The 21,560-nt window shown below is 33.3% G+C and carries 14 protein-coding genes; 7 read left to right on the top strand and 7 right to left on the bottom strand.

Features of this window, described 5'->3' with window-relative positions:
- Window positions 1-192: 192 nt before the first annotated feature.
- The 4 genes from HM992_RS03790 to trhO form a co-directional block, all read right to left on the bottom strand.
- Window positions 193-1,125, bottom strand: a complete 933-nt coding sequence (locus tag HM992_RS03790; protein ID WP_229720440.1) for a radical SAM protein — start codon at window positions 1,123-1,125, stop codon at window positions 193-195.
- A gap of 87 nt (window positions 1,126-1,212) precedes the next feature.
- Complete coding sequence (locus HM992_RS03785) at window positions 1,213-1,443, bottom strand: ferredoxin (RefSeq protein WP_178986335.1); 231 nt, start codon at window positions 1,441-1,443, stop codon at window positions 1,213-1,215.
- Window positions 1,443-2,687 carry a peptidase U32 family protein gene (locus tag HM992_RS03780; RefSeq protein WP_179318766.1) on the bottom strand — a complete coding sequence of 415 codons (1,245 nt, stop codon included), beginning with the start codon at window positions 2,685-2,687 and terminating at the stop codon, window positions 1,443-1,445. The genes HM992_RS03785 and HM992_RS03780 overlap by 1 nt, the downstream gene beginning before the upstream one ends.
- 6 nt (window positions 2,688-2,693) lie before the next feature.
- Window positions 2,694-3,767 (bottom strand): oxygen-dependent tRNA uridine(34) hydroxylase TrhO, encoded by a 1,074-nt coding sequence (trhO, locus tag HM992_RS03775; protein ID WP_179318765.1) that lies wholly within the window; start codon window positions 3,765-3,767, stop codon window positions 2,694-2,696.
- Window positions 3,768-4,370: 603 nt separating this feature from the next.
- On the opposite strand from trhO, the gene HM992_RS03770 reads away from it, so the two are divergent.
- The 6 genes from HM992_RS03770 (at window position 4,371) to HM992_RS03745 (ending at window position 12,102) form a co-directional block, all read left to right on the top strand.
- Window positions 4,371-6,818, top strand: a complete 2,448-nt coding sequence (locus HM992_RS03770) for a TonB-dependent receptor (protein ID WP_229720439.1) — start codon at window positions 4,371-4,373, stop codon at window positions 6,816-6,818.
- Window positions 6,819-6,840: 22 nt separating this feature from the next.
- Complete coding sequence (locus HM992_RS03765) at window positions 6,841-8,139, top strand: hypothetical protein (protein ID WP_179318763.1); 1,299 nt, start codon at window positions 6,841-6,843, stop codon at window positions 8,137-8,139.
- Between the two features lie 210 nt (window positions 8,140-8,349).
- Window positions 8,350-9,354 (top strand): recombinase RecA, encoded by a 1,005-nt coding sequence (recA, locus tag HM992_RS03760; protein ID WP_178986340.1) that lies wholly within the window; start codon window positions 8,350-8,352, stop codon window positions 9,352-9,354.
- Between the two features lie 147 nt (window positions 9,355-9,501).
- Entirely contained in the window at window positions 9,502-9,945 is a 444-nt protein-coding gene (locus HM992_RS03755; protein WP_178986341.1) for a hypothetical protein, read from the top strand.
- A gap of 24 nt (window positions 9,946-9,969) precedes the next feature.
- A complete protein-coding gene (locus HM992_RS03750; protein WP_179318762.1) occupies window positions 9,970-10,515 on the top strand; it encodes an RNA polymerase sigma factor in 546 nt (181 codons plus the stop codon).
- Between the two features lie 3 nt (window positions 10,516-10,518).
- Window positions 10,519-12,102, top strand: a complete 1,584-nt coding sequence (locus HM992_RS03745) for a porin family protein (RefSeq protein ID WP_179318761.1) — start codon at window positions 10,519-10,521, stop codon at window positions 12,100-12,102.
- Window positions 12,103-12,165: 63 nt separating this feature from the next.
- Here the strand turns inward: HM992_RS03745 and HM992_RS03740 are convergent, their stop codons facing one another.
- Window positions 12,166-12,921 carry a lysophospholipid acyltransferase family protein gene (locus HM992_RS03740; protein ID WP_179318760.1) on the bottom strand — a complete coding sequence of 252 codons (756 nt, stop codon included), beginning with the start codon at window positions 12,919-12,921 and terminating at the stop codon, window positions 12,166-12,168.
- Between the two features lie 185 nt (window positions 12,922-13,106).
- On the opposite strand from HM992_RS03740, the gene trpS reads away from it, so the two are divergent.
- Complete coding sequence (trpS, locus tag HM992_RS03735; protein ID WP_179318759.1) at window positions 13,107-14,075, top strand: tryptophan--tRNA ligase; 969 nt, start codon at window positions 13,107-13,109, stop codon at window positions 14,073-14,075.
- A gap of 91 nt (window positions 14,076-14,166) precedes the next feature.
- Here the strand turns inward: trpS and HM992_RS03730 are convergent, their stop codons facing one another.
- Window positions 14,167-17,358, bottom strand: a complete 3,192-nt coding sequence (locus HM992_RS03730; RefSeq protein WP_179318758.1) for a T9SS type A sorting domain-containing protein — start codon at window positions 17,356-17,358, stop codon at window positions 14,167-14,169.
- A 114-nt stretch (window positions 17,359-17,472) separates the two neighbouring features.
- Window positions 17,473-20,790 carry a T9SS type A sorting domain-containing protein gene (locus tag HM992_RS03725; RefSeq protein WP_179318757.1) on the bottom strand — a complete coding sequence of 1,106 codons (3,318 nt, stop codon included), beginning with the start codon at window positions 20,788-20,790 and terminating at the stop codon, window positions 17,473-17,475.
- Between the last annotated feature and the right edge of the window lie 770 nt (window positions 20,791-21,560).

Raw genomic sequence — 21,560 nt, 5'->3', positions numbered from 1 at the left:
AAAAAAATTGATGACTTTGATTAAAAAAATCTAGATATAGGATTCATAAATAATTAATGAGTAAAGATAATATTATTTACTGAGTTTACTAGACTCTGAATTGTTAATGCTACGTTACGGTAGTTTAATTCAATATAAAACTTGTTGGAACGGCATTAATTATTCAATTGATTTTAAAGTTTCTAGTAACATTTAGGTGAATTCAATCTCATAATTTAATTTATTTGAAAGTGATTTCATCGTTTTTTTAGATCGAAAAACATTAGCTAATAATTCCTTACTCCAGCCGATTTTTTTCGAATAGTCATTAAAACTTTCTTCACGCCAATTAAAGCCATCTTTCCAGAATTTCTTTGGTGAAATATAACAAAACGTATAATCGAATATAAAACTCGATTGGTTTTCAGAATTTAACTTTGTTATGGTGTTCGGTGCCATAAGAATAATGTTATTGGTGGCGCAGGTTTGTCTTATCGATTGAATTAGACTAGGATAATCATTGGCTAATGAAGAAATATCAAAATCGTTGTATTCTGTATTTCCTATTTTTTGAATAGGACGAATTTGAAGAATATCGAAGCTCTTGGCATCAAAATGATCAAAAAATTCACTGAGTTCGTAAAAATTATCTTTATTAAAAGTGTAATTTATTCTGACTTTGAAATCATACTTTTTCTTTAATTCTTTAAAAGTATTGAACACACTATGAAATTTTTCATAATTGGCTTTTTTCATAAAGCCCTCATAACTTTCTTTTGTAACACCATGTAGCGAAATTGTAAATTCATTTAAACCAGCTTTTAAAAGGGCTTCAATCTTTTCTTCTGTTAATAAATTAGCGTTGGTTGTAATTGAAATGTAAGGCACTTTATATTGCTTGCCCAATGCTACAATTCGCTCCAAGTTTTTATACAAAGTAGGCTCTGTACCACAACCAATTTGAAGTTTTAAAGCACGACTAAAAATAGACTTGGCCACCAAATCTAAATCCGGATCTTTAAATTGCCCTTTTAGAGTTTTAAGATAATCAGCATCTGTAAAATAACACATTTTACAACGTAAGTTACAAGCTAAAACGGGATCTAAGTTAACCGCTAAATAGCGCTTATTAAACTTATGTAGCAAAAAAAGACCAAAGAATTTAACCCTATGGCTTTTAATCCTTCTGTTAAGTTTTAATAGCTTATAAATATTCATTTTTAGACTTGTTTATCAATTAACTTTTACGCTAATAATATTAACCGGACAGGCTTTTGATGCATTTTCGCAAAGCTCTAAAATACTATAATCATTAGATTTTAAGGTATAAAATCCTTTTTTTTCCTTAGCATTAAGTAAAACCGTTTTTCCGTCTTTTTTTGACATCTGAAACTGATTGGGCGCCATTTCTACACAGTAGTTACAGCCAATACATTTTTGTCGTTGTAAGGTCACAATCACCATTAGGCTTCCACTTTGTTTTCAACTATTTTATAAAGCTTATCAGATGGTCTAATTCTAAAATCCATAGGAATAGTTACCAAATCTCCTTTGGTTCCTTTGTTGGTTTTTTCGTCATTTGCCATCATTTCAACAACCTCCATTTCTTTGGCACCAGTGGTTGGACCTGTGATTAAAATCGTATCGCCAACTGTAATATCGTAAGCTTCAATTTTAAACTCTCCAATTTTCGCTTTAGGGTAAAAATGTGTGCCTTTGCCTAAATACACTTTCTTCTGTACCGCATGAGAACCCGAACCTGTACTCCATTCGCCTAATTTTTGCCCTAGATAATAGCCACTCCAAAAACCTCTGTTATAGACTTTTTCTAGGTCTTGCATCCAAGAAATCACTTTGTCTTTACTATAGGTTTCGTTTTTAACACTATCAATAGCATCGCGATAACATTTAATGACTTTAGCTACATATTCTGGAGCTCTCCCACGACCTTCAATTTTTAAAACTTTTACTCCTGCATCTGCAATTTCATCTAAAAAATCGATAGTACATAAATCTTTGGGAGACATGATATATTCGTTATCGAGTTCCATTTCAAAACCAGTTTCCTGATCGATAACCGTATATTTTTTTCTACAATTTTGTTTGCAAGCACCTCTATTTGCTGAAGAATTATGAGAATGTAAACTCAGATAACATTTGCCAGAAACAGCCATGCAAAGTGCACCATGACCGAAAATTTCAATTTCAACCAATCTGCCAGAAGGCCCTTTTATTTGTTCTTTTTCAATTTGCTCGGTAATGTGCCTTACTTGACGTAAACTCAACTCTCTACTTAACACCATAGTATCGGCAAAAAGGGCGTAGAATTTTACTGTTTCAATATTAGTAATATTAATTTGTGTAGAAATATGTACCTCAACTCCATGCTCGCGAGCGACAGCAATAACCGCTTGATCCATAGCTATAACGGCCGTGACATTAGCTTCTTTAGCCTTTTTAATTAAGGTTTTTACAACTGATAAATCGTGATCGTAAATTATGGTATTTAATGTCAGATAACTTCTAACGTTTTTAGCTTCGCAACGTTTTACAATCTCTTGTAAATCATCTAATGTGAAATTGATCGAAGCTCTGGCTCTCATGTTAAGCTGTTCCACACCAAAATAAATAGAATCTGCACCATTATCTAAAGCTGCTTGCAAGGATTCAAAATTTCCTGCAGGAGCCATTAATTCAATGTTTTGCATCGGAATTTAGATTTTATCGGTTGTCATGGTCTCAAAAATATTTCTCAAATCCTTTTTAAAAGGCAAATGGTCTGCACGTCCTTTTTTGAAAATATCATTACTATTACCTTGTCCTTTTCGTAATGCTTTTTGCTCTTCAAAAGGTAATCTATTTATTTCCATACAGTTTGAAGAACAACAGTTTTCCATTTTTTCTTTACAAGAATCACACTGGATAAACAATAAATGACACGCTTCATTTGCACAATTGGTATGCAAATCTGCTGGCTCTCCACATTGATGACAATTAGCTATAACATCATCACTGATGCGTTCTGATCGTCTTTCATCGAAGACAAAATTCTTACCTAAGAATTTATTCTCTAAACCTTCAGCTTCAATTTGACGCACGTAGTTAATGATACCACCTTCTAACTGAAACACGTTTTTAAAACCTTTATGCTTGTAATAGGCACTTGCTTTTTCGCAACGGATGCCACCAGTACAATACATGACTAGTTTTTTATCCTCTTTATGTTCTCTTAAATCTTCTTCTATTAAATCTAAAGATTCACGAAACGTATCCACATCTGGCGTTACGGCATTTTTAAAATGACCGATTTCACTTTCGTAATGGTTTCTCATATCCACCAAAACAGTATTTGGGTCTTCTATGAGTTCGTTAAACTTTTCAGCGTTAACGTGAACCCCTTTGTTAGTTACATCAAAAGACGCATCGTTTAATCCGTCTGCGACTATTTTGTTTCGCACTTTTACTTTCAATTTTAAAAAGGCAAAATTATCGTGCTCTACAGCAATATTCAATCTTACATTTTCTAAAAATGTAATGGTATCTAAATGTTTTTTGAATGCTTCAAAATTTTCTGCAGGCACAGAAAGCTGGGCGTTAATACCTTCGGTTGCCACATAGATTCTTCCTAAGACCTCTAATTGGTCCCAAGCCAGAAATAAGTGATTTCTAAAAATTTCGGTATTGTTAATTTTGGCGTACTTGTAGAAAGAGATGGTTAAGCGTTCTTTTCCCGCTTGTTCAATAAGTTCTGCTCTCTCCTTAGCACTTAAGTTATTGTACAGTTGCATGCTATACTAATTTTTAAGGTTAAAGAATAAATAATAAGCTGCAAAGGTATCGTTTTTGCTGAAAAGGCTTCAAAATAAGCATAAAAAAAAAGCACCTTGATAAATCAAAGTGCTTTAAGATTAACTTACTAACTTAAAACTTAACTTAAAAAGTTAATCTGCATCGGCTTCACAATTACTGAGGGAAAACAAACGGTAACTGAAACACCTAATATCTTACTAACCTTTTTAATTTTAATTAAACATTTAGAAAAAATTCGCTACTCAACTCTAAAGCTAACTTCAGAGTTGGTTGTAGCGTTTTTCATAGCAATTATTTCCTTTTTCATTTAGTAGATGTAAAAAGTGTAAAAAGGTTGCGTCGTAAAATTGAAAAAAAATAATTCCTTTTCATTTTCACAAAACGTTTAGCATCTCAAACACATCATAAAATGATGATAATAAATTATTTAAAACTTGAATATAACGTATATAATATCAAGAAATAACTGATATATTTTAACCGTGTTGTAATATTTAATTATGATAGGTTTTTTGGGCCATAACTCACTTTTATTCAGTCATAAAAAAAACTTATTCCAAAAAACTCTATTTTTATTTGGAATGAATAAAAATAAGGATATTTTTGTCAAAAATTTAACGGTGTTGCAATTCAAGGTATTTTCTATTTTTATATTATTCTTATGTAGTGTTTCAGCTTTTAGCCAGAATGGAAATTTTTACGGAAAGGTAAAATATGATTCTAACGAACCCGCAGTGTCTACATTTATTGTTCTTAACGGTAACAACGTAAAACAAGAAACTAACTCTAATATTAATGGGTCTTTTACTTTTAAGAACATCCCTTACGGAAACTATACGATTGCATTTTACTCTTTAAATGAGCAACCAAAAACTGTTGACGTAACCTTAGATTCAAAAAACAAAGAGGTTAATGTTACATTAGAAGTCGCAGCATTAGATGAAGTTTTTGTAAAATCTAAAACCGTTCAACAAAAAATTGAAGAAAAAGGTTTTGCTGTCAATGTTATAGAGACCAAAGAGATTGCCATACAATCTATTCAGGTTAACGAATTATTAGATCAATCTGCTGGAGTAAGAGTGCGCCAATCTGGAGGTTTAGGGTCTCATGCACATTACAACTTAAATGGAATGACTGGGAATTCAGTCAAGATTTTTATTGATGGTGTTCCTATTCGAAATTTTGGACCTTCCTTTTCTTTAAACAGTATTCCTCCATCTTTAATTAAGCGTATTGAAGTGTATAAAGGTGTTGTTCCTCCGCATTTGTCAGACGATGCTATGGGTGGCGCCATAAACATTGTATTAAATGGTATTACTAAAAACGAACTAAAAGCATCTATTTCTGCAGGGTCTTTTGGTACCTATAGAGCTGATGTTAATGGTGGTTACCGAAATCACAAAAACGGATTTACTGCTAGAGGGTCTGCCTTTTTAAACTATGCAGATAACGATTATGAGGTTTGGGGAGACCAAGTCGCTGTAGCGCTTTCTGCAGGAACACCTGATGTATATATACACGCGAAACGTTTTCATGATCGCTATAGGTCGCAAGGTGGAAAGGCTGAATTTGGATACACAAATGTGGAATGGGCAGATAAATTTTTGGCTGGTGTTTTACTTTCTAACATGGATCAACAAATTCAAACTGGTGCTACCATGGAAATTGTTTATGGTAACCGATTTACGGAACAAAACACCAAGATGTATAGTTTAGAGTATGCAAAGAAAGGGATTGTAGAAAATTTAGACGTGAGTGCTTTTGCCTCATATTCTCGCCTCAACCGAAAAACAATAGACACCATTGCCACACAATACAGCTGGTTGGGCTATCCTACAAGTTATTATAACGATCCAGATGTTTGGGCAACAGGAGCAGAGGCTGGAGACCCAACGTTACAAAAAGATATTGACGAAACAATTAACGCACGTACTAATTTAGCCTATAACATCAATGACAACAATGTTATTCAGTTAAATCATTTACTAAATACCTTCACTCGAGATTCTGATGACCCCATGCTTCCTGCTGCTGAAAATGCTTTAAAAGAAGAGCGTGAGTATTTAAAATCTATTTTAACGCTTTCATTTGAAAACAAAGCCTTCAATGAAAAATTAAGAACTTCTGTTTTTGCGAAATCCTATTATATGGATAGAACTTCTAAATTACGAACACGTAGTTCTAACACATCAAGTTCCACTATAATCATTGAAGAAAATAACATCAACTCTAACGACTTCGGCTATGGAGGAGCCATTTCATATACATTCTCACCAAAATTCACCGTATTTGGTTCTGCTGAAAAAGCAATTCGCCTGCCAGAAGCAAATGAGGTGTTTGGTAATGTTGCAGCCAATGTAAATGCTTCTGTAAATCTAAAACCAGAACATAGTAATAATTATAATTTAGGTTTTACATACGATAACATAAAATTCAAAAAACACACTTTTGGAGTCACATCTAATATATTTATTAGAGATACAGAAGATTTAATTATGCAATTTCCTACGGGAAGTAATGAGGAATTTTTCGAAAACTCTAACATTGGTAAAATTTACACAGAAGGCTTCGATTTCACATTAAACTATACTTATAACGACAAGTTGTTTTTTAGTGGAAACACTTCATTTTTCAATGCAAGAGACTACAATGTAACGTATGATGTAGATGGCAATCCAATAACTCCAAGTTATGAAAGATTGGCAAACACACCTTATTTTACAATGAATTATAATTTAAAATTTAAAACACCGAATCTTATTCAAAAAGGATCCATGTTATCTACTTATACCAATTTATTGTATGTAAATGAATTTTTTAGAGGTAGTAGTGTTCTTGGTGGTTCTGGAAAAACAGTGATACCGACTCAAGTGTCTTTCGATGCTGGTTTTGCTTATACGTTTCCTAAAAATAAAGTCACTTTAAGTTTCGATGTTAAAAACATTTTTAACAATCAAATATTCGATAATTACGCGCTTCAAAAACCTGGAAGAGGGTTTTATGGTAAACTTTCATTTACAATCTTATAAAAACAACTTTAATTTAAAAATTATGAATATCAAATCTATTTTAAGTATCGCCTGTGTTTCAGCTTTAACTCTAACCTCATTTTCATGTAGTGAAGATGATGCTCCATCTTCAGGATCATCAGAATCTGCTTATAGACCATACCACTTAGTCATAGGGTCTAGTCCAACTGGTGAATCGGAAACATATGCGCAAGGAGTAACCGTAGAAGAACTTAACGATCCTAGCAAAACATTTACATTCAGTGGTTTTGGCCAAGAAATTCCATCGACACGTACGGCAAGATTATATACTTCTAATGATGGTGAAACCATATATAACTTAAATTATGGTGGTGGTGATATTGCTAAATATGACTATATAAGTGGACAAAACTATAATTTTGTTTCTACAACAGATGTTCAAGCCGTTATGGGAACAGCTTATCCACGTTGGACAAAAATTGATGACAACTACGCAATGTTACACAATGTAACTACTGAAAACATTTATGAAGACCCAACAGATGAAACGTCTCCTTATGTAAAAACTACTGCTACAGTAACATTGGCACGTGTTGATTTAAGCACTATGAGTATTTTAGAAAATGCGTCTTTTGAATTTCCATATAATGAAGATGAGTCCACGGAAGGCATTCATACATTTAGAATTGATGCTCCTGTAATTACCAATGGAAAATTATATTATGGTGTAGCAAAACGATTTTTTGACGCCCTAACAGGTGAAAATGGCACTATGGTTTATGATAATGTTGAAACCTTGGTCGTAGATTATCCTTCTTTAGAAAACGAAACGACTATAACGTCTACATTAGCACAAGGATCTACAAATGGTTACAGAACACCTGTTGCACATAAAGATGAGAACGGAGATACTTACCAATTAATAACAAGTGGTGATGCAACCATAATGAAAGTTAGCAATGGCGCATACGATACTGCTTATGGGACGTTTGATATAAAATCTATTTTAGGTCATAATGCAGAAGCAAATACAGGATGGTTTTACGTTGGAAACGGCATTGGTTATGTACCTGTATTAAATACAGATTTAGGAGATAATGAAAGTTCTAATTGGGATGTTGTTCGTGTTGATGTGTATAACAAAACAGCCGTTAAAATGAATATTCCATTAGATTTATGGTTACGTCAGTACCAATGGGCCAGTGTCATAGATGGTAAATTATATATGGCTTTAGCATCTTTAGGAGGTACGGGCAATGTTTACATTTTTGACCCTAGTTCTACAAGTGCAACTGGTTATACTGTAGGTGCTACTCTAGAAACAGGAACTACTGAGGCCTCTTATATTGGTCTATTCTAAAATAAGTCAATCGATTTAATAAATTAAGCCAGAACATGTCATTGTTCTGGTTTTTTTATACCTTATAATCTGAAATAAGACCATCTAATTTTTAAAAATTAAAAAAACATTACTTGCATTTGTAGTAATTTGAAACGAGAAATGTTATTAATTAAAATAAGTGGTATTTTTGAATTATAATTAATAAGGAATTCTTAGAAAACAGAACATATGAGTAGTGAAAAAGACGCAAAATTAAAAGCTTTAAAATTAACTTTAGACAAGTTAGATAAGGCTTACGGAAAAGGAACTGTAATGAAAATGAGCGATCAGGCTGTAGTAGATGTAGAAGCTATACCTTCTGGCTCATTAGGATTGGATATTGCATTAGGCGTTGGTGGATACCCAAGAGGACGTGTTATCGAAATATATGGACCAGAATCTTCTGGTAAAACAACCTTAACACTTCATGCCATTGCAGAAGCTCAAAAAGCAGGTGGTATTGCTGCATTTATTGATGCAGAACATGCTTTTGATCGTTTCTATGCTGAAAAATTAGGAGTAGATATAGATAATCTAATTATATCTCAACCAGATAACGGAGAGCAAGCTTTAGAGATTGCGGATAACCTTATTAGATCTGGTGCAATTGATATCGTGGTTATTGATTCAGTTGCCGCCTTAACACCTAAAAGTGAAATTGAAGGTGAAATGGGTGATTCTAAAATGGGCTTACATGCACGTTTAATGTCTCAAGCACTTAGAAAATTAACAGCATCAATTAGTAAAACAAATTGTACTGTAATTTTCATCAACCAATTACGTGAAAAAATTGGTGTAATGTTCGGTAACCCTGAAACTACAACTGGTGGTAATGCCTTAAAATTCTACGCTTCTGTACGTTTAGATATTAGACGTTCTACCCAAATAAAAGACAGTGATAGTAACGTAATGGGTAATAAAACCAGAGTTAAAGTGGTAAAAAACAAAGTAGCTCCACCGTTTAGACTGGCAGAATTTGACATTATGTATGGCGAAGGTATTTCGAAAGTAGGTGAAGTTTTAGACTTAGCTGTAGAACACGAAATCGTTAAAAAGAGTGGGTCTTGGTTTAGCTACGGAGACACCAAATTGGGTCAAGGTCGTGATGCCGTTAAGATGATTATTAAAGACAATCCAGATCTTATGGATGAACTAGAAGAGAAGGTTAGGACACTTATTAAAGAGTCCAAATAGAAAATTAAAGAAAAAATCCTGAATAAAATCAGGATTTTTTGATTTTAGACGCAACCCTTTTACGTTTTCTTCATCTATATAGTGAGATTGATTATTTTTAATTATGGAACAAACATTTATCCATATAAAAGATATAAATATAAACACATGAAAAGATATGCCCTTTTAGTCTTTGTTTTTGTTTCAATGCTTACATCATGTAGCATTGAAGATGATAATAACTATGTTGGTACAGAAGTAATGCCAATAGAAAGTATTGAAATACCAGAACACTTTGTTCATGGTGAAAGTTATGAGATTATGATAACTTATAATCGTCCATCAAGTTGTTACCAATTTTACAATTTTTTGTATGATATTAATGGAAATGAGCGTACGGTTGCAGTGATTAACTCGGTGTATTCAAATTCATCATGTATTGAAGATGAAGAATCAGTTACGGTGAGTTTAAATTTTATGGTTACAGGAACAGAAACGTATCTTTTTAAGTTTTACCAAGGCCATGATGAAGAAGGTGAAGATCAGTATTATTTAGCAGAAGTACCTGTTCTCAGCGAGAGACCAAGTCCTGGAAGTACAGTATTAGACTAATTATTAATTAATCCCTTAACTAATGTGAGTTTAGACAAGCTCATAGAAAATTGTATTAAACAAGATGTACAAGCTCAAGGCCAATTATACAAGCAATATGCAAGTAAATTATTTTCGCTTTGTCTTAAGTACTCTAAAAATTATGCAGAAGCAGAAGATAACCTGCATGATGCATTTATAACTGTTTTTAGTAAAATAGAACAGTATAATAATAAAGGTTCTTTTGAAGGTTGGCTAAAACGTATTGCAATTAACACCTCATTGCAACGCTACAGAGAAGATGTTGGCGTATATGATATCGTTAACGAAGGTAATATTGAAGATGTTTCTGTAGATATCAATGATGATAATGTGAGCATTGATTTTTTATTAAAAATCATTCAAGAATTACCAGACAGATATAGATTGGTATTTAATTTATATGTTTTAGATGGCTACTCTCATGTTGAAATTAGTGAATTGATTCAAATTTCAACAGGCACCTCAAAATCTAATCTAGCACGAGCAAGAATGATTTTAAAAGAAAAGATAGAAACCTACAACGCGAGTTTAAAATCGCAGAGTTTATAAAAAATGAGTGATCAAAAAAACATAGATAGACTTTTTCAAGAAAAGTTTAAAGATTTTGAAGTTGCGCCTAATGATGCAATTTGGGATCGTATAAACGAAAGTCTTCCTCATAAAAAGAAAAAGCGTAGAGTTATTGCACTTTGGTGGCAAATTGGAGGTGTAGCAGCTGCTATTGCTCTGTTGTTTACTGTTGGCGTTACTGTTTTCAGTTCGGACGAGAATAACGCTCAAGAATTTCCAATAGTAAATACTGAAGATTCAGAAACCAAATTAGAAAAGGATAATGCCAATACATTAACCGATAAAAATCAGAATGATCTTAAGACAGTTAAAGATGAAGCGACTACAATTGTTGATTCTAATTTAGATGCTGAACAAAAATCAAATTTAAACGATTCCGAAAATGAAACGTTTCAAAAATCAAACTCTTCAACTCAGTTAACAACGTCTACTACGTCGAGACAAAAATCAAACACTGTTGCTAACCACACTAATAAAGACGAAATAAATACAACTCATCAGAGACAAAATAATACATCAACAGTTATTGATAAGTCTACAGCTATCAGAGTTGCAAATCAAACTAAAACGTCTCACTCTAATTTAAAGACAGGCACCAAAACACAACTGGCATCTGAAGCAGAACAAAAATCTGCTATTAAAAAGAGCATTAAAGACACTCAAACGACTTTAGCAGAAAACACAAGGTCTAAACAACTAGACTCCGAAACATCTAATTCTGATACGAACAAAACAAATGATACTGAACCTGAAAATTCAATTATTGAAATTCCAGAACAACAGACCATTGAAAATGCTATTGCAGAAAATAACGAAACTATAGATGAAGAAGAAAAAGAAGATGAACAAAGCAGGTGGAGCATTGCCCCAAATGTTGCGCCTGTTTATTTTAACTCCTTAGGTCAAGGGTCTTCATTAGACAAACAATTTAACGAAAACTCTAAAAGCTCTGATGTTAATATGAGTTATGGTATAGCTGGTAGTTATGCGATTTCTAAAAAACTAAAAATTAGAGCTGGCGTTAATCGTGTTAACCTTAATCAAACCACCTCAGATGTGTTTGCTTTTGTAGGTCCCGAAACTGCATCTAGAGGTATAGATGCTTCATTTAATAATATTGCATTTAGCTCAGAAGAACAAGTATCACTTATAAGTGCTAAAATGATGAATGTATCGTCTACACCAGAACTATTTAACACAAAAACTGCCGGTAATATAGATCAGCGTTTTGGGTTTATTGAAGTTCCTATAGAATTAGAATACCGATTATTAGATACCAAATTTGGGATTAATGTTATTGGCGGATTTAGTACGTTCTTTCTAAGTGAAAACGAAATTTATGCAGATCTTAATGGAAGTTCAGCATTAATTGGAGAAGCTAATAACATTAATGATACTAGTTTTAGTGCCAATTTTGGTTTAGGAATGGATTATAGTCTTTCAAGACAATGGAACATCAATCTTGAACCAACATTTAAATATCAAATAAATACATTCAATAATACAACAGGTGATTTTAAACCATTCTTTATTGGAGTATATACAGGATTAAGTTATAAGTTTTAGGTTAGTTTATTGCATGTCATACGCTATGAAAACGCAAGTATGATTAAAAGCTACTCTTATTAGTTAGAGTGGCTTTTTTTTTGTGATTTGACTCGTCATTAATTCATCCCAAATTAACGTTCGCGCTTTTTCATTTAATGCTTTTGTATCTGCAGTCTCCAAACCTATAGTTGGTAAAAACCGATGTATTTTAGCGCGCATTTTACCCGGACTTCCACTAAAAAAAGTATATGAAAATCGTTTTTTATTATCATAGAAAGTAATGGGAACTACAGGTATTTGATGATTAATTGCTAATCGAAATGCTCCATCTTTAAACTCGTCTAATAAAATATGCTCATCGGGCACTCCGCCTTCTGGAAAAATACAAATACTTACTCCTTGTTTTAAACGACGTTGCGCTCTTAAAAATACAGCTTGCCTACTTTTAGCACTTGATCTATCTACTAATATACACGTACGCTTATAAAAGAATCCAAATAATGGAATTTTTGCTAATTCTTGTTTTCCAACAAACACAAATGGGTTTTTAACGGAGACCAACATTAGCATAATGTCTGCCATAGAGGTATGATTGGCTACAAACATGTAACTCTTATCAGGATCTGGTGTTTCTTCTCTTGTAATTTTATAGGCGAAACCCATACCTATTAAAATAAACTTAGACCAAATACGAGCCAACCTAAAAAAGTAAGGATACCATTGCTCTCTAGAGATCGAAACAATCAACAAAGGAAACATTATAATAATCGGAATGGCAACTAAAATGTAGAACCAAATGCGATATAAAAGCCAGAATGGATATTTAAAAAATGCCATAGCACCAAAACTAGTTAATTAAATTAAATGACTTCTAATAGTTCTACTAAAAAATTTACCTTTGTTTTTTACAATTTAAGTTTAATTTAAAAAAATTCCTACCTTAATTCAATTACTAAATTTAATTTGAAATTTATTAATATTAAGGAGCAATTAAAGATATACCTGCTTTCGCAGGCATTATTATGGCAAGAATACTAACAGGAGTACAAAGTACAGGAACACCACACTTAGGTAACATTTTAGGTGCAATTTTACCGGCAATAGACATGGCAAATGATGCTAAAAACGAATCATTTTTATTTATTGCAAATTTGCACACGCTAACCCAAATTAAAGATGCAGACGAATTAAGAAACCACACCTATTCTGTTGCTGCCACTTGGCTTGCTTTTGGATTAGATATTGAAAAAACAGTGTTTTATAGACAAAGTGATATTCCACAAGTTACAGAATTATCTTGGTATTTAAGCTGTTTCTTCCCATACCAACGTTTAACGCTTGCGCATGGTTTTAAAGATAAAGCTGATCGCTTAGAAGATGTAAATGCAGGTTTGTTTACATATCCAATGCTTATGGCTGCAGATATCTTGTTGTATGATGCTGAAATTATTCCGGTGGGAAAAGATCAATTACAACATATTGAAATGACTCGTGATGTCGCATCTCGTTTTCATGCGAAGATGGGAGACGCTTTTGTTTTACCTGAAGGAAAAATACTAGAAAGTGGCATGCTTATTCCTGGTACGGACGGTGAAAAAATGAGTAAGAGTAGAGGGAATTACATCAACATCTTTTTACCAGACAAACAATTACGTAAAAAAATAATGTCTATTGAAACGGATAGCACACCGCTTGAAGAACCAAAAGATTGGGCCACCTGTAACTGTTTTGCTATTTATAGTTTATTAGCTTCTGAACCTCAAATTGAAGCGATGAAAGCTAATTATGAAGGAGGCAACTACGGTTATGGCCATGCGAAACAAGCCTTATATGAATTGGTAGTAGAGCGCTTTGAAAAGGAAAGAGAACGCTACCATTATTATATGAGCAATCTTGAAGAGGTTGACACCGCTTTAGCAAAAGGTGCCGCAAAAGCTAAGCTTGTTGCTGACGCTGTTTTAAAACGTGTGAGAGAAAAAGTAGGCTATTAATTCGTTCTACTTTTTAAAAATTTCAAATAAAAAAAGACCTCTATTAGTTTAATAGAGGTCTTTATTGTTTAACGATTAAGTGAATTAATCCTTAGTTTATAATCTTCTTAGTTACAGTAACATTACCTTCTAAAGTAATCGTTGCTAAATATACTCCTTTAGAAAATCTGAAGCTTTCACTCAACGTATTATTCTGTCCATTAGAAGCATAAGAACTTACTTGTCTTCCGTTGATATCATAGACTTTAACGTCTTTAATACCTGAACCAGATCTTACATTTAATGTTTCATCCTTTACATAAGCAAAAGTGTTAGACATTGCAACGTCATCAACTGATAAAGTAGTTGTATAACGTAAGTTAAATCTATCATTAATTTTTCCTTCAACTCCAGAAAAAGAATAAGGAGACGCTATTAAGTCATGTTCTGTATTTAGAACCGTATCTTCAAGATAAATACCTTGTGCACCACCTGCAAATACCGTTCCTGCTAAATCACCAATAGCTATTTTAAATATACCGCTTTCAGGTAATTCAATTCCTAACGGTACCACATCAGTATCTACAAATGGTAACGAACGACCTTGAATAACCATTTCTGCATTATCAACTATAGAATAGATACGCATTGTGTTGTCATCAGAATAGGCATCAAAAAGTCTATCTTTTGCCATCGTTGCTCCTTCTACGTAACCAACTAAAGTACTAGCAGAAACATCCGTAGCATCAATTAAACTTAACCAAACGAGATGCTTTTCTAAATCATTATTAGTCGATTCTTCTGATCTGTAAAATTGAGAATTATCATACGCTACATCATCATCGTTAGAACGCATCGCATTTGTAAACGTTACTGAACCTTCTGAAGCACTATCATCAACTTGAACAAAGAATCCTTGTCCAGAACCAATATATCCATTAGTACTTTCTGGTGGATTAGCACCTGTAAAGTTATAGCTTACATACTGCTCGCCATAGTTGTAATCTAAAGCTTGATAAGCAGAACTCGCTAAAGGTGTTACTGCATTTGGGATTGCTGAATTGTGTGACCATATTTTTACGTTACCTTCTAATAAGGTATTGTCAGTTAATAACTGCTCTGCACTTATCGCAGAAGGATATGGGTTACCAATAAGGTTTCTATGTCTAGCTTCAAGGTTTGGAAAGTTTCCTGCTGATTTATAAACATCTACAGAAATATCTCCATTATTTGGGGTTCCAACAAAAGTTGTGGTAAATCCTGTTGCAACAAGTTCCGTTGGTACATTAACAGCATATCCTAAACCTGAATTCATTGCTCCAGTAATTAGAGCCCAATCACCAGAAACACCATTAGAATTAGCCGTATTTACACCCCAATTAAAAGCATCAGTTGTATACTCAGATGTGATATTAGAAACATCAAAACCAGCTACAGGAGATGACCACAATACATAATCATTATCATGTAAATCTGTAACATTACGTTCTACTTTAATTGAACCAACATTTTCATTACTTGATACTATTTTAGTTTGAATTAAACTCGCGCTATCTTCAAATGTTAATGAAGCACCAGATTCTACAGTAACTTCACCATAAAGTTTAAGCGTAGATCCTGAAGGTATAGTGACATTACTACCAGAAGGCACTAAACAATCACACCCTTCTATATCTCCAGCTTCGTTATAATTAGATGAAAATACTAAACCTCTATCTTGTGGTTCAACGACCACACCTGCATTTTGATACACTGGAGGCAATTCCCAATCTGATCCATTCCAATACACAGGAGTTCCACCTAAAGAAAGACTTACAGGTACTACAACCGCACCATAGGTATTACTTACTCTTAATTTATAAATCCCTAAACTCTCGTCATCTACAGTATTAGGAAGCGTGTACGTATTAGAAGTCGCTCCAGGAATAGGATCGTTATACTTAAACCATTGGTAAGATAACGTTTCTTCAGGTGCACCAGTGGCACCACCAGAAACTGTAGCAGTAGCAGAAAATGAGATACTAGAATCGCTTGGTAATTGACATACAAACCTAGCTGTAGGATATTCCGTAAATACTGGGGTTTTTATATCAAAAGACCCTCTATTATAGGCAAGAAAACCAAGATCGGCTGTACCACCAGCTACCATGTTCACATTATTTATATCTGTAATATTAGTATCTGTAATTTGGAAATCTTCAAACTTTAAGGCTACCATTCGTAACGGACGCTGTTCATTATTAGAAAAAGCTCTCGATTGCGGTGTTGCTATACCGTAATTAACACCATTAGTAAAATTATATAAATCTAATCTCCATTGTGTTAATAACGCATCACCTTGCGTATCTGATTCATCTAATATGGTCAATTTCACAGGTCTACCGACAACATTCTTTTCAGAATCTGTATAATAATAAATATCTGTACTACCTGCCATAGCGATTTGTGAGATTAAAAAATCTGGTATATCATCATTTAAAGCCCCTAGTTGGCCACCAGCACTATAAAATTCAACATCTGCAGTGGCATTAAAATTAGTAACTCCTGTACCAATATCTAAACCATTTACTCCGTCAATTAAAACATCGTAAATTGTAGTACCTAAAATTTCTTCAGAAGTAATAACAGATCCTTCATTAACTTCTCCATCTATTAAATCCGCCATAGCTAAATAGTTAGATCCGTAAGTGGTTCCATCAACACCATTAGTTGTATACGCATAAAATAGTTGTGTGCTAAACGTCACTCCATTATCTGTAAGAACCTGATCATCTACACCAGTAGAATAGGTAACTCCATTATAGGTAAACGCCAATAAATCGTGACTCGTATTAGGTTTTAAACTGTTATTAGTAGGGTCTGCTTTCCATTGTGACGACCTCCAAAACCCATTATACGTTGTAAATATTTCGGTAATTTTAGTAACGTTACTCGATTCACCATTTTTGAGAGTTTTGTGAGTAGGACTAATATAATCTATATTAATTCCTGTAGATACACCACCAACTACAAGTTCACCAGAAACATCTGAAGTTCCTGTATGTGAAATAGCGAATAACAATTCAGTATCACTTAATAATGTAATACTACTGCTATTGATGTTGATACCATTGATACTAATAGAAGTGCTCTCTGTAAAATCGGTTCCTAAGACCGTAATTTTAGAGTTGGTAGTTATTCTTGAGGGAAAAGCCTCAGTAACAGTTTGGCCAAAGATATTGGCCGAAGCTGTTAAAAAAAGCGCAAAAACAGTCATTTTGAGTGTGTTAAGCGGTTTTAAATTAAAAGTAATTTTTAAGTTCATACGTTAAGGTTTAAAAATAAAAGTCCTGTCTCTAAACTATTTAGAGATTCTGTTTGTTTTAATAAAATGTTTAATATGCTACTTAAACCTAGGGAGGTATTTAAATAAAAGGGTTTAGTTTATTAGTTTTTTTGTGACTACAGTACCATTATCTAACGTAATAGACACAATATAGATACCTTTAGAGAATCTAAATTCTGTATCAAAAGAATTATCACGATTATCTACGTTATAATTGGTGATTTGTTTACCATTCATATCGTATACCGTTGCCGATTCAATAAGGTTAGACGATTTAAGATGCAAGGTTGCATTACTAATATACGCAAAGGTATCTGCTACAGAAACTTCAGAAATTGAAAGCGTTGAAGATGGCGTATATCTTAAGATAAAACGATCATTAAACTCACCGGCTTCACCTGTAAAACTGTAAGGTGATGTTCTTAAATCGTGAATAACGTTTGTATACGTATCTTCTAAATATATATCTTGTTCTTGATCTACAAATAAACTTCCTTCTACTTTACCAATGGCAATTTTGTAAATTCCACTTGCATTTAATTCAATACCTAAAGGCACGGTGTTGGTATCTACAAATGGTAATGGAAGGCCTTGAATCACTAATTTTTCGTCTTCTGTAATTAAAGAGTATAAATTGAAGCCTTCATTATTAGTATAGGCATCGTAAAGTCTATCTTTTCCTTCTGTGGCTCCATTTGCATAACCTACTAATGTACTAATTGCCTGATCGTTTTCATTAGCTAAACTAAGCCAAACTAATTGCTTTTCTAGAGCTATAGTTTCTTCTGAAGTGCTTCTGTGAAATTGATTGTTATCATGAGCAACTATATTATTATGACGCATTGCATTGGTGAAATTCACAGAATCCTCAGTATCTAGTGCGTCATCATCAACTCTTACAAAAAAGGCTTGCCCTGAAGCAATTTTCCCATTAAAAGTATTAGATGGATCTGGTGTTGAAGTTCCTGTACTATTGAAAGTTATATATTGGTTCCCATAATTCACTCCAAAATCATCGTAAAATGCATCGGATGCTCCTGTAACATCAAACAGACCTGTATCATGCGTCCATATATCTACACGGCCTTCAAGATTTGTATTAGCAGTTAAAAAGGTTTCCGCATCTATCGCTGAAGGGTAAGGATTACCTATTAAATTCCAACTACTATCATTATAATCCATAGTTAAATAAGCAGACGATTTTTCAACACCAATTGTAAAAGGTCCATTATTTGGCTCTCCAAAAAATTCGGTTGTGAAACCACTTAATTGACTATTAGAAACTCTAACAATATAACCTTCTCCTGGAGTCATTGTAGCATTAGCTGCAGACACCCAGTTACCTACACCTGAATCATTACTTACGGCATTTACATCCCATTGGTATGTTGGTGTGTTAGAAATTCCTGAGATATTAAAAGCTGCTACTGGAGATGCCCAATACACATAATCATATTGATTTACTTCAGCATTATCTAATGTTCGTTTTACTTTTATTTCACCACTATTTACAACATCATTAATCTGTACTAAACTTGCATTGTCTTCTAAGGTAAAGGTTGCTTCAGGAACATGACTCACAAGGATTATATCATCACCTTCTTCATCTTGTACTGTATTACCAAACTCGTCTAATAGTTTTACTTCTGCGATTTCCGGCTCTACAGTTAATTCATTGTAAAGCACCATCTTTGACCCTTTAGGCATCACAACGTTAGCACCTGAAGTTACTTTACAATCACAGCCCACTAAATTACCGGTTATAGCATATTCACCTGTATAAACTAGACCTCTTTCTTTTTCTACTACTGCTCCATAAGGAGAACTCCAAGCTGTTCCATTCCAATAATAAGGCGTACCACCTTCACTTAGGGTAACTGGCAAAATAATTGTGCCACCATTTTTATTAGAAATTTCTACTTTATAAGTGGCTAAATCGTCCGATGCTACTCCTCCAATAGTAAAATTCTCACTTGTTTCACCACTAATTTCTGAGTTGTACTTTCTCCATTTATACTTTAACTCTAAATCAGCATCTCCCGCAGGTGGATCTGTAATCCCTCCAGAACCATCATCTATACCAGCAATGACACTAAAAGTTATACCTGTAGTCCCATCAGCTTTACAAACAAATTGAGGTAATATTGGTTCCGCTATAGGAGCTTTTATATCGAAAGCAGATTGATTGTAAGCAATAAAAGCCATATCTGCAGAACCTCCTGCAACAGAATTAATATTTTTCACAGAATCAATATCATCACTAGTTAATATATCGAAATCTTCTAAATTAAAAGCAACAATTTTAATTAACCTTGTTTCATTATTTCCAAATGTTCTCGATTGCGGGTTTGCGGTATTAATATCTGCACCACTAGGAAGTGAGTATAAATCTAAAGCCCATCTACCTAAGTTATTTGTACCGTTATTCAAATACATTTTTATAGGTCTTCCAACAACATTACCTCGGTCATCTGCATAATAATAAATATCCCAACTACCAGAATCTGCTATTTGAGTAATTATTAAATCAGGAACTCCATCTGAAATTGCACCAACCTGTCCGTTACCACTAAAAAAACGAATGGAAGCTGACTTATTGTAATTAGTAACCCCTGTTCCTAAATCTAAACCATTAACTCCATCTACCATGACCTGAAAAACAGTTAAATCTAAAATATCTGTTGACGTAATGTTAGTACCTTCATTGACAACACCATCTACCATATCTCCCGTTGCTATGAAATTGGCACCGTTATTAATAGTCCCTGTAATTCCGTTTGTAGAATAGGCTTTAAAAACTTCCTTACTGTAAGTAAGTCCAGTTATATTATCGAGAAGGTCGTCATCTACTCCCGTAGAATAAAAAACTCCATCATATTCAAATGCCAATAATTCATGACTATCATTTGGATATGTACTAGAAGTACCGTAAGTATAATTTGTAGAATACCTCCAATACCCTTGAGTATTATAATTCCAATTCGTAATAATGTCGGTTACGTGTTCAAAAGATTCACTACCAGAGGTATAATGATTTCTTTTCAATTTAGCCCCTACGTAGTCAATAGTCACTTTATTCGCCGTACTGACTGAGCCTATATAAACATTTTGTCCGGCTACTTTTAAATCGCTTGAAAAACTAGCTGTACCATCTAAGGTTATTTCAAAACTTAACTCCGAACCATCTGGAGTCGCTTCAACCGAGCTAGTAGAAATACCAAAAAGAGAAACAGTTGTAGAGTTTGTAAATCCAGAACTAAGATCTCCAATAATAGTAACAATACTACTTTTTGTAACTCTAGTAGGAAAAACATCAGTCACCACTATTTGTGAAAAAGACAAAGCACTTATAAAAAGCAACAACGTAGCCATTACTTTTTTAGATGAGACGAAGGATAAAATTGTATTCATAGGTTATTTTATTATAATTCTTTTGAACAGACATTAAAATCAAGAGTAAGTCTAATGATAATATCTATTCAGCGTAAATTTGGGTTTAACACTGCAAAAGTGCAGTAGTTTAAAGGATACTCAAAAAAAATTAGTTGATTTGCCGTTTATATCCTTTTAAATGCACCTCGCGACACTGTAAAGCACACAAATCGTGTCTTTTAAGGTCGTTGAGATGCTTAAACATTTTCAATATTCTTAAAGTTTGGATGGAATCTTTCAATATTAAATTTACCACTATCCGTAATCGGTGTGAAAAACAACTTATTAACCGTTAGATTGAATACCAAACATCGGAATAACAAAAGAATGTTTAAAATGAAAAACTGGGATGCATCGAAATGCCTCAAAACACGAGTAGATTGTAACCTCATAAGTAGGATAATTATTAAGTTTTACTATACAACCAAAATTGGCAGAACAGTATTGTTTAATTTATATTATAGAGGGACTGCAAATATGAGAAAATAAATTGGAAGTACAAAACAAAAATTCGATAAAAAGCATAAAAACTTCGATAAAGGGTAAATTTTAGAGATTTACCAACAAAATACTTACAATAATAGTAGACAATAAATCTTGATTCTAAAGTGGCTTACAAAGGCTGTTAACTGCAATTATTCTTTAAATAAACTAGGTTTAGATTTCGCATGATAAAACATAAACCCGTTAAACACATAGATAAAGTAAAGTATGACTCACTAATACTGTTTCAAATAATTTTCATCTAA

The sequence above is a fragment of the Winogradskyella helgolandensis genome (assembly GCF_013404085.1).
GTDB lineage: Bacteria > Bacteroidota > Bacteroidia > Flavobacteriales > Flavobacteriaceae > Winogradskyella > Winogradskyella helgolandensis.
The sequence above is the reverse complement of the archived record's forward strand: the minus strand, read 5'-3'. Positions and strand labels throughout refer to the sequence as shown.

What these genes read in the sequence shown, in the direction of transcription:
- HM992_RS03745 (WP_179318761.1), top strand. Translation starts at nt 10,519, where the DNA reads ATGAGTGATCAAAAAAACATAGATAGACTTTTTCAAGAAAAGTTTAAA.
- HM992_RS03780 (WP_179318766.1), bottom strand. Translation starts at nt 2,687, where the DNA reads ATGCAAAACATTGAATTAATGGCTCCTGCAGGAAATTTTGAATCCTTG.
- HM992_RS03740 (WP_179318760.1), bottom strand. Translation starts at nt 12,921, where the DNA reads ATGGCATTTTTTAAATATCCATTCTGGCTTTTATATCGCATTTGGTTC.
- HM992_RS03725 (WP_179318757.1), bottom strand. Translation starts at nt 20,790, where the DNA reads ATGAATACAATTTTATCCTTCGTCTCATCTAAAAAAGTAATGGCTACG.
- HM992_RS03765 (WP_179318763.1), top strand. Translation starts at nt 6,841, where the DNA reads ATGAATATCAAATCTATTTTAAGTATCGCCTGTGTTTCAGCTTTAACT.
- trhO (WP_179318765.1), bottom strand. Translation starts at nt 3,767, where the DNA reads ATGCAACTGTACAATAACTTAAGTGCTAAGGAGAGAGCAGAACTTATT.
- HM992_RS03755 (WP_178986341.1), top strand. Translation starts at nt 9,502, where the DNA reads ATGAAAAGATATGCCCTTTTAGTCTTTGTTTTTGTTTCAATGCTTACA.
- trpS (WP_179318759.1), top strand. Translation starts at nt 13,107, where the DNA reads ATGGCAAGAATACTAACAGGAGTACAAAGTACAGGAACACCACACTTA.
- HM992_RS03785 (WP_178986335.1), bottom strand. Translation starts at nt 1,443, where the DNA reads ATGGTGATTGTGACCTTACAACGACAAAAATGTATTGGCTGTAACTAC.
- recA (WP_178986340.1), top strand. Translation starts at nt 8,350, where the DNA reads ATGAGTAGTGAAAAAGACGCAAAATTAAAAGCTTTAAAATTAACTTTA.
- HM992_RS03770 (WP_229720439.1), top strand. Translation starts at nt 4,371, where the DNA reads ATGAATAAAAATAAGGATATTTTTGTCAAAAATTTAACGGTGTTGCAA.
- HM992_RS03730 (WP_179318758.1), bottom strand. Translation starts at nt 17,358, where the DNA reads ATGAACTTAAAAATTACTTTTAATTTAAAACCGCTTAACACACTCAAA.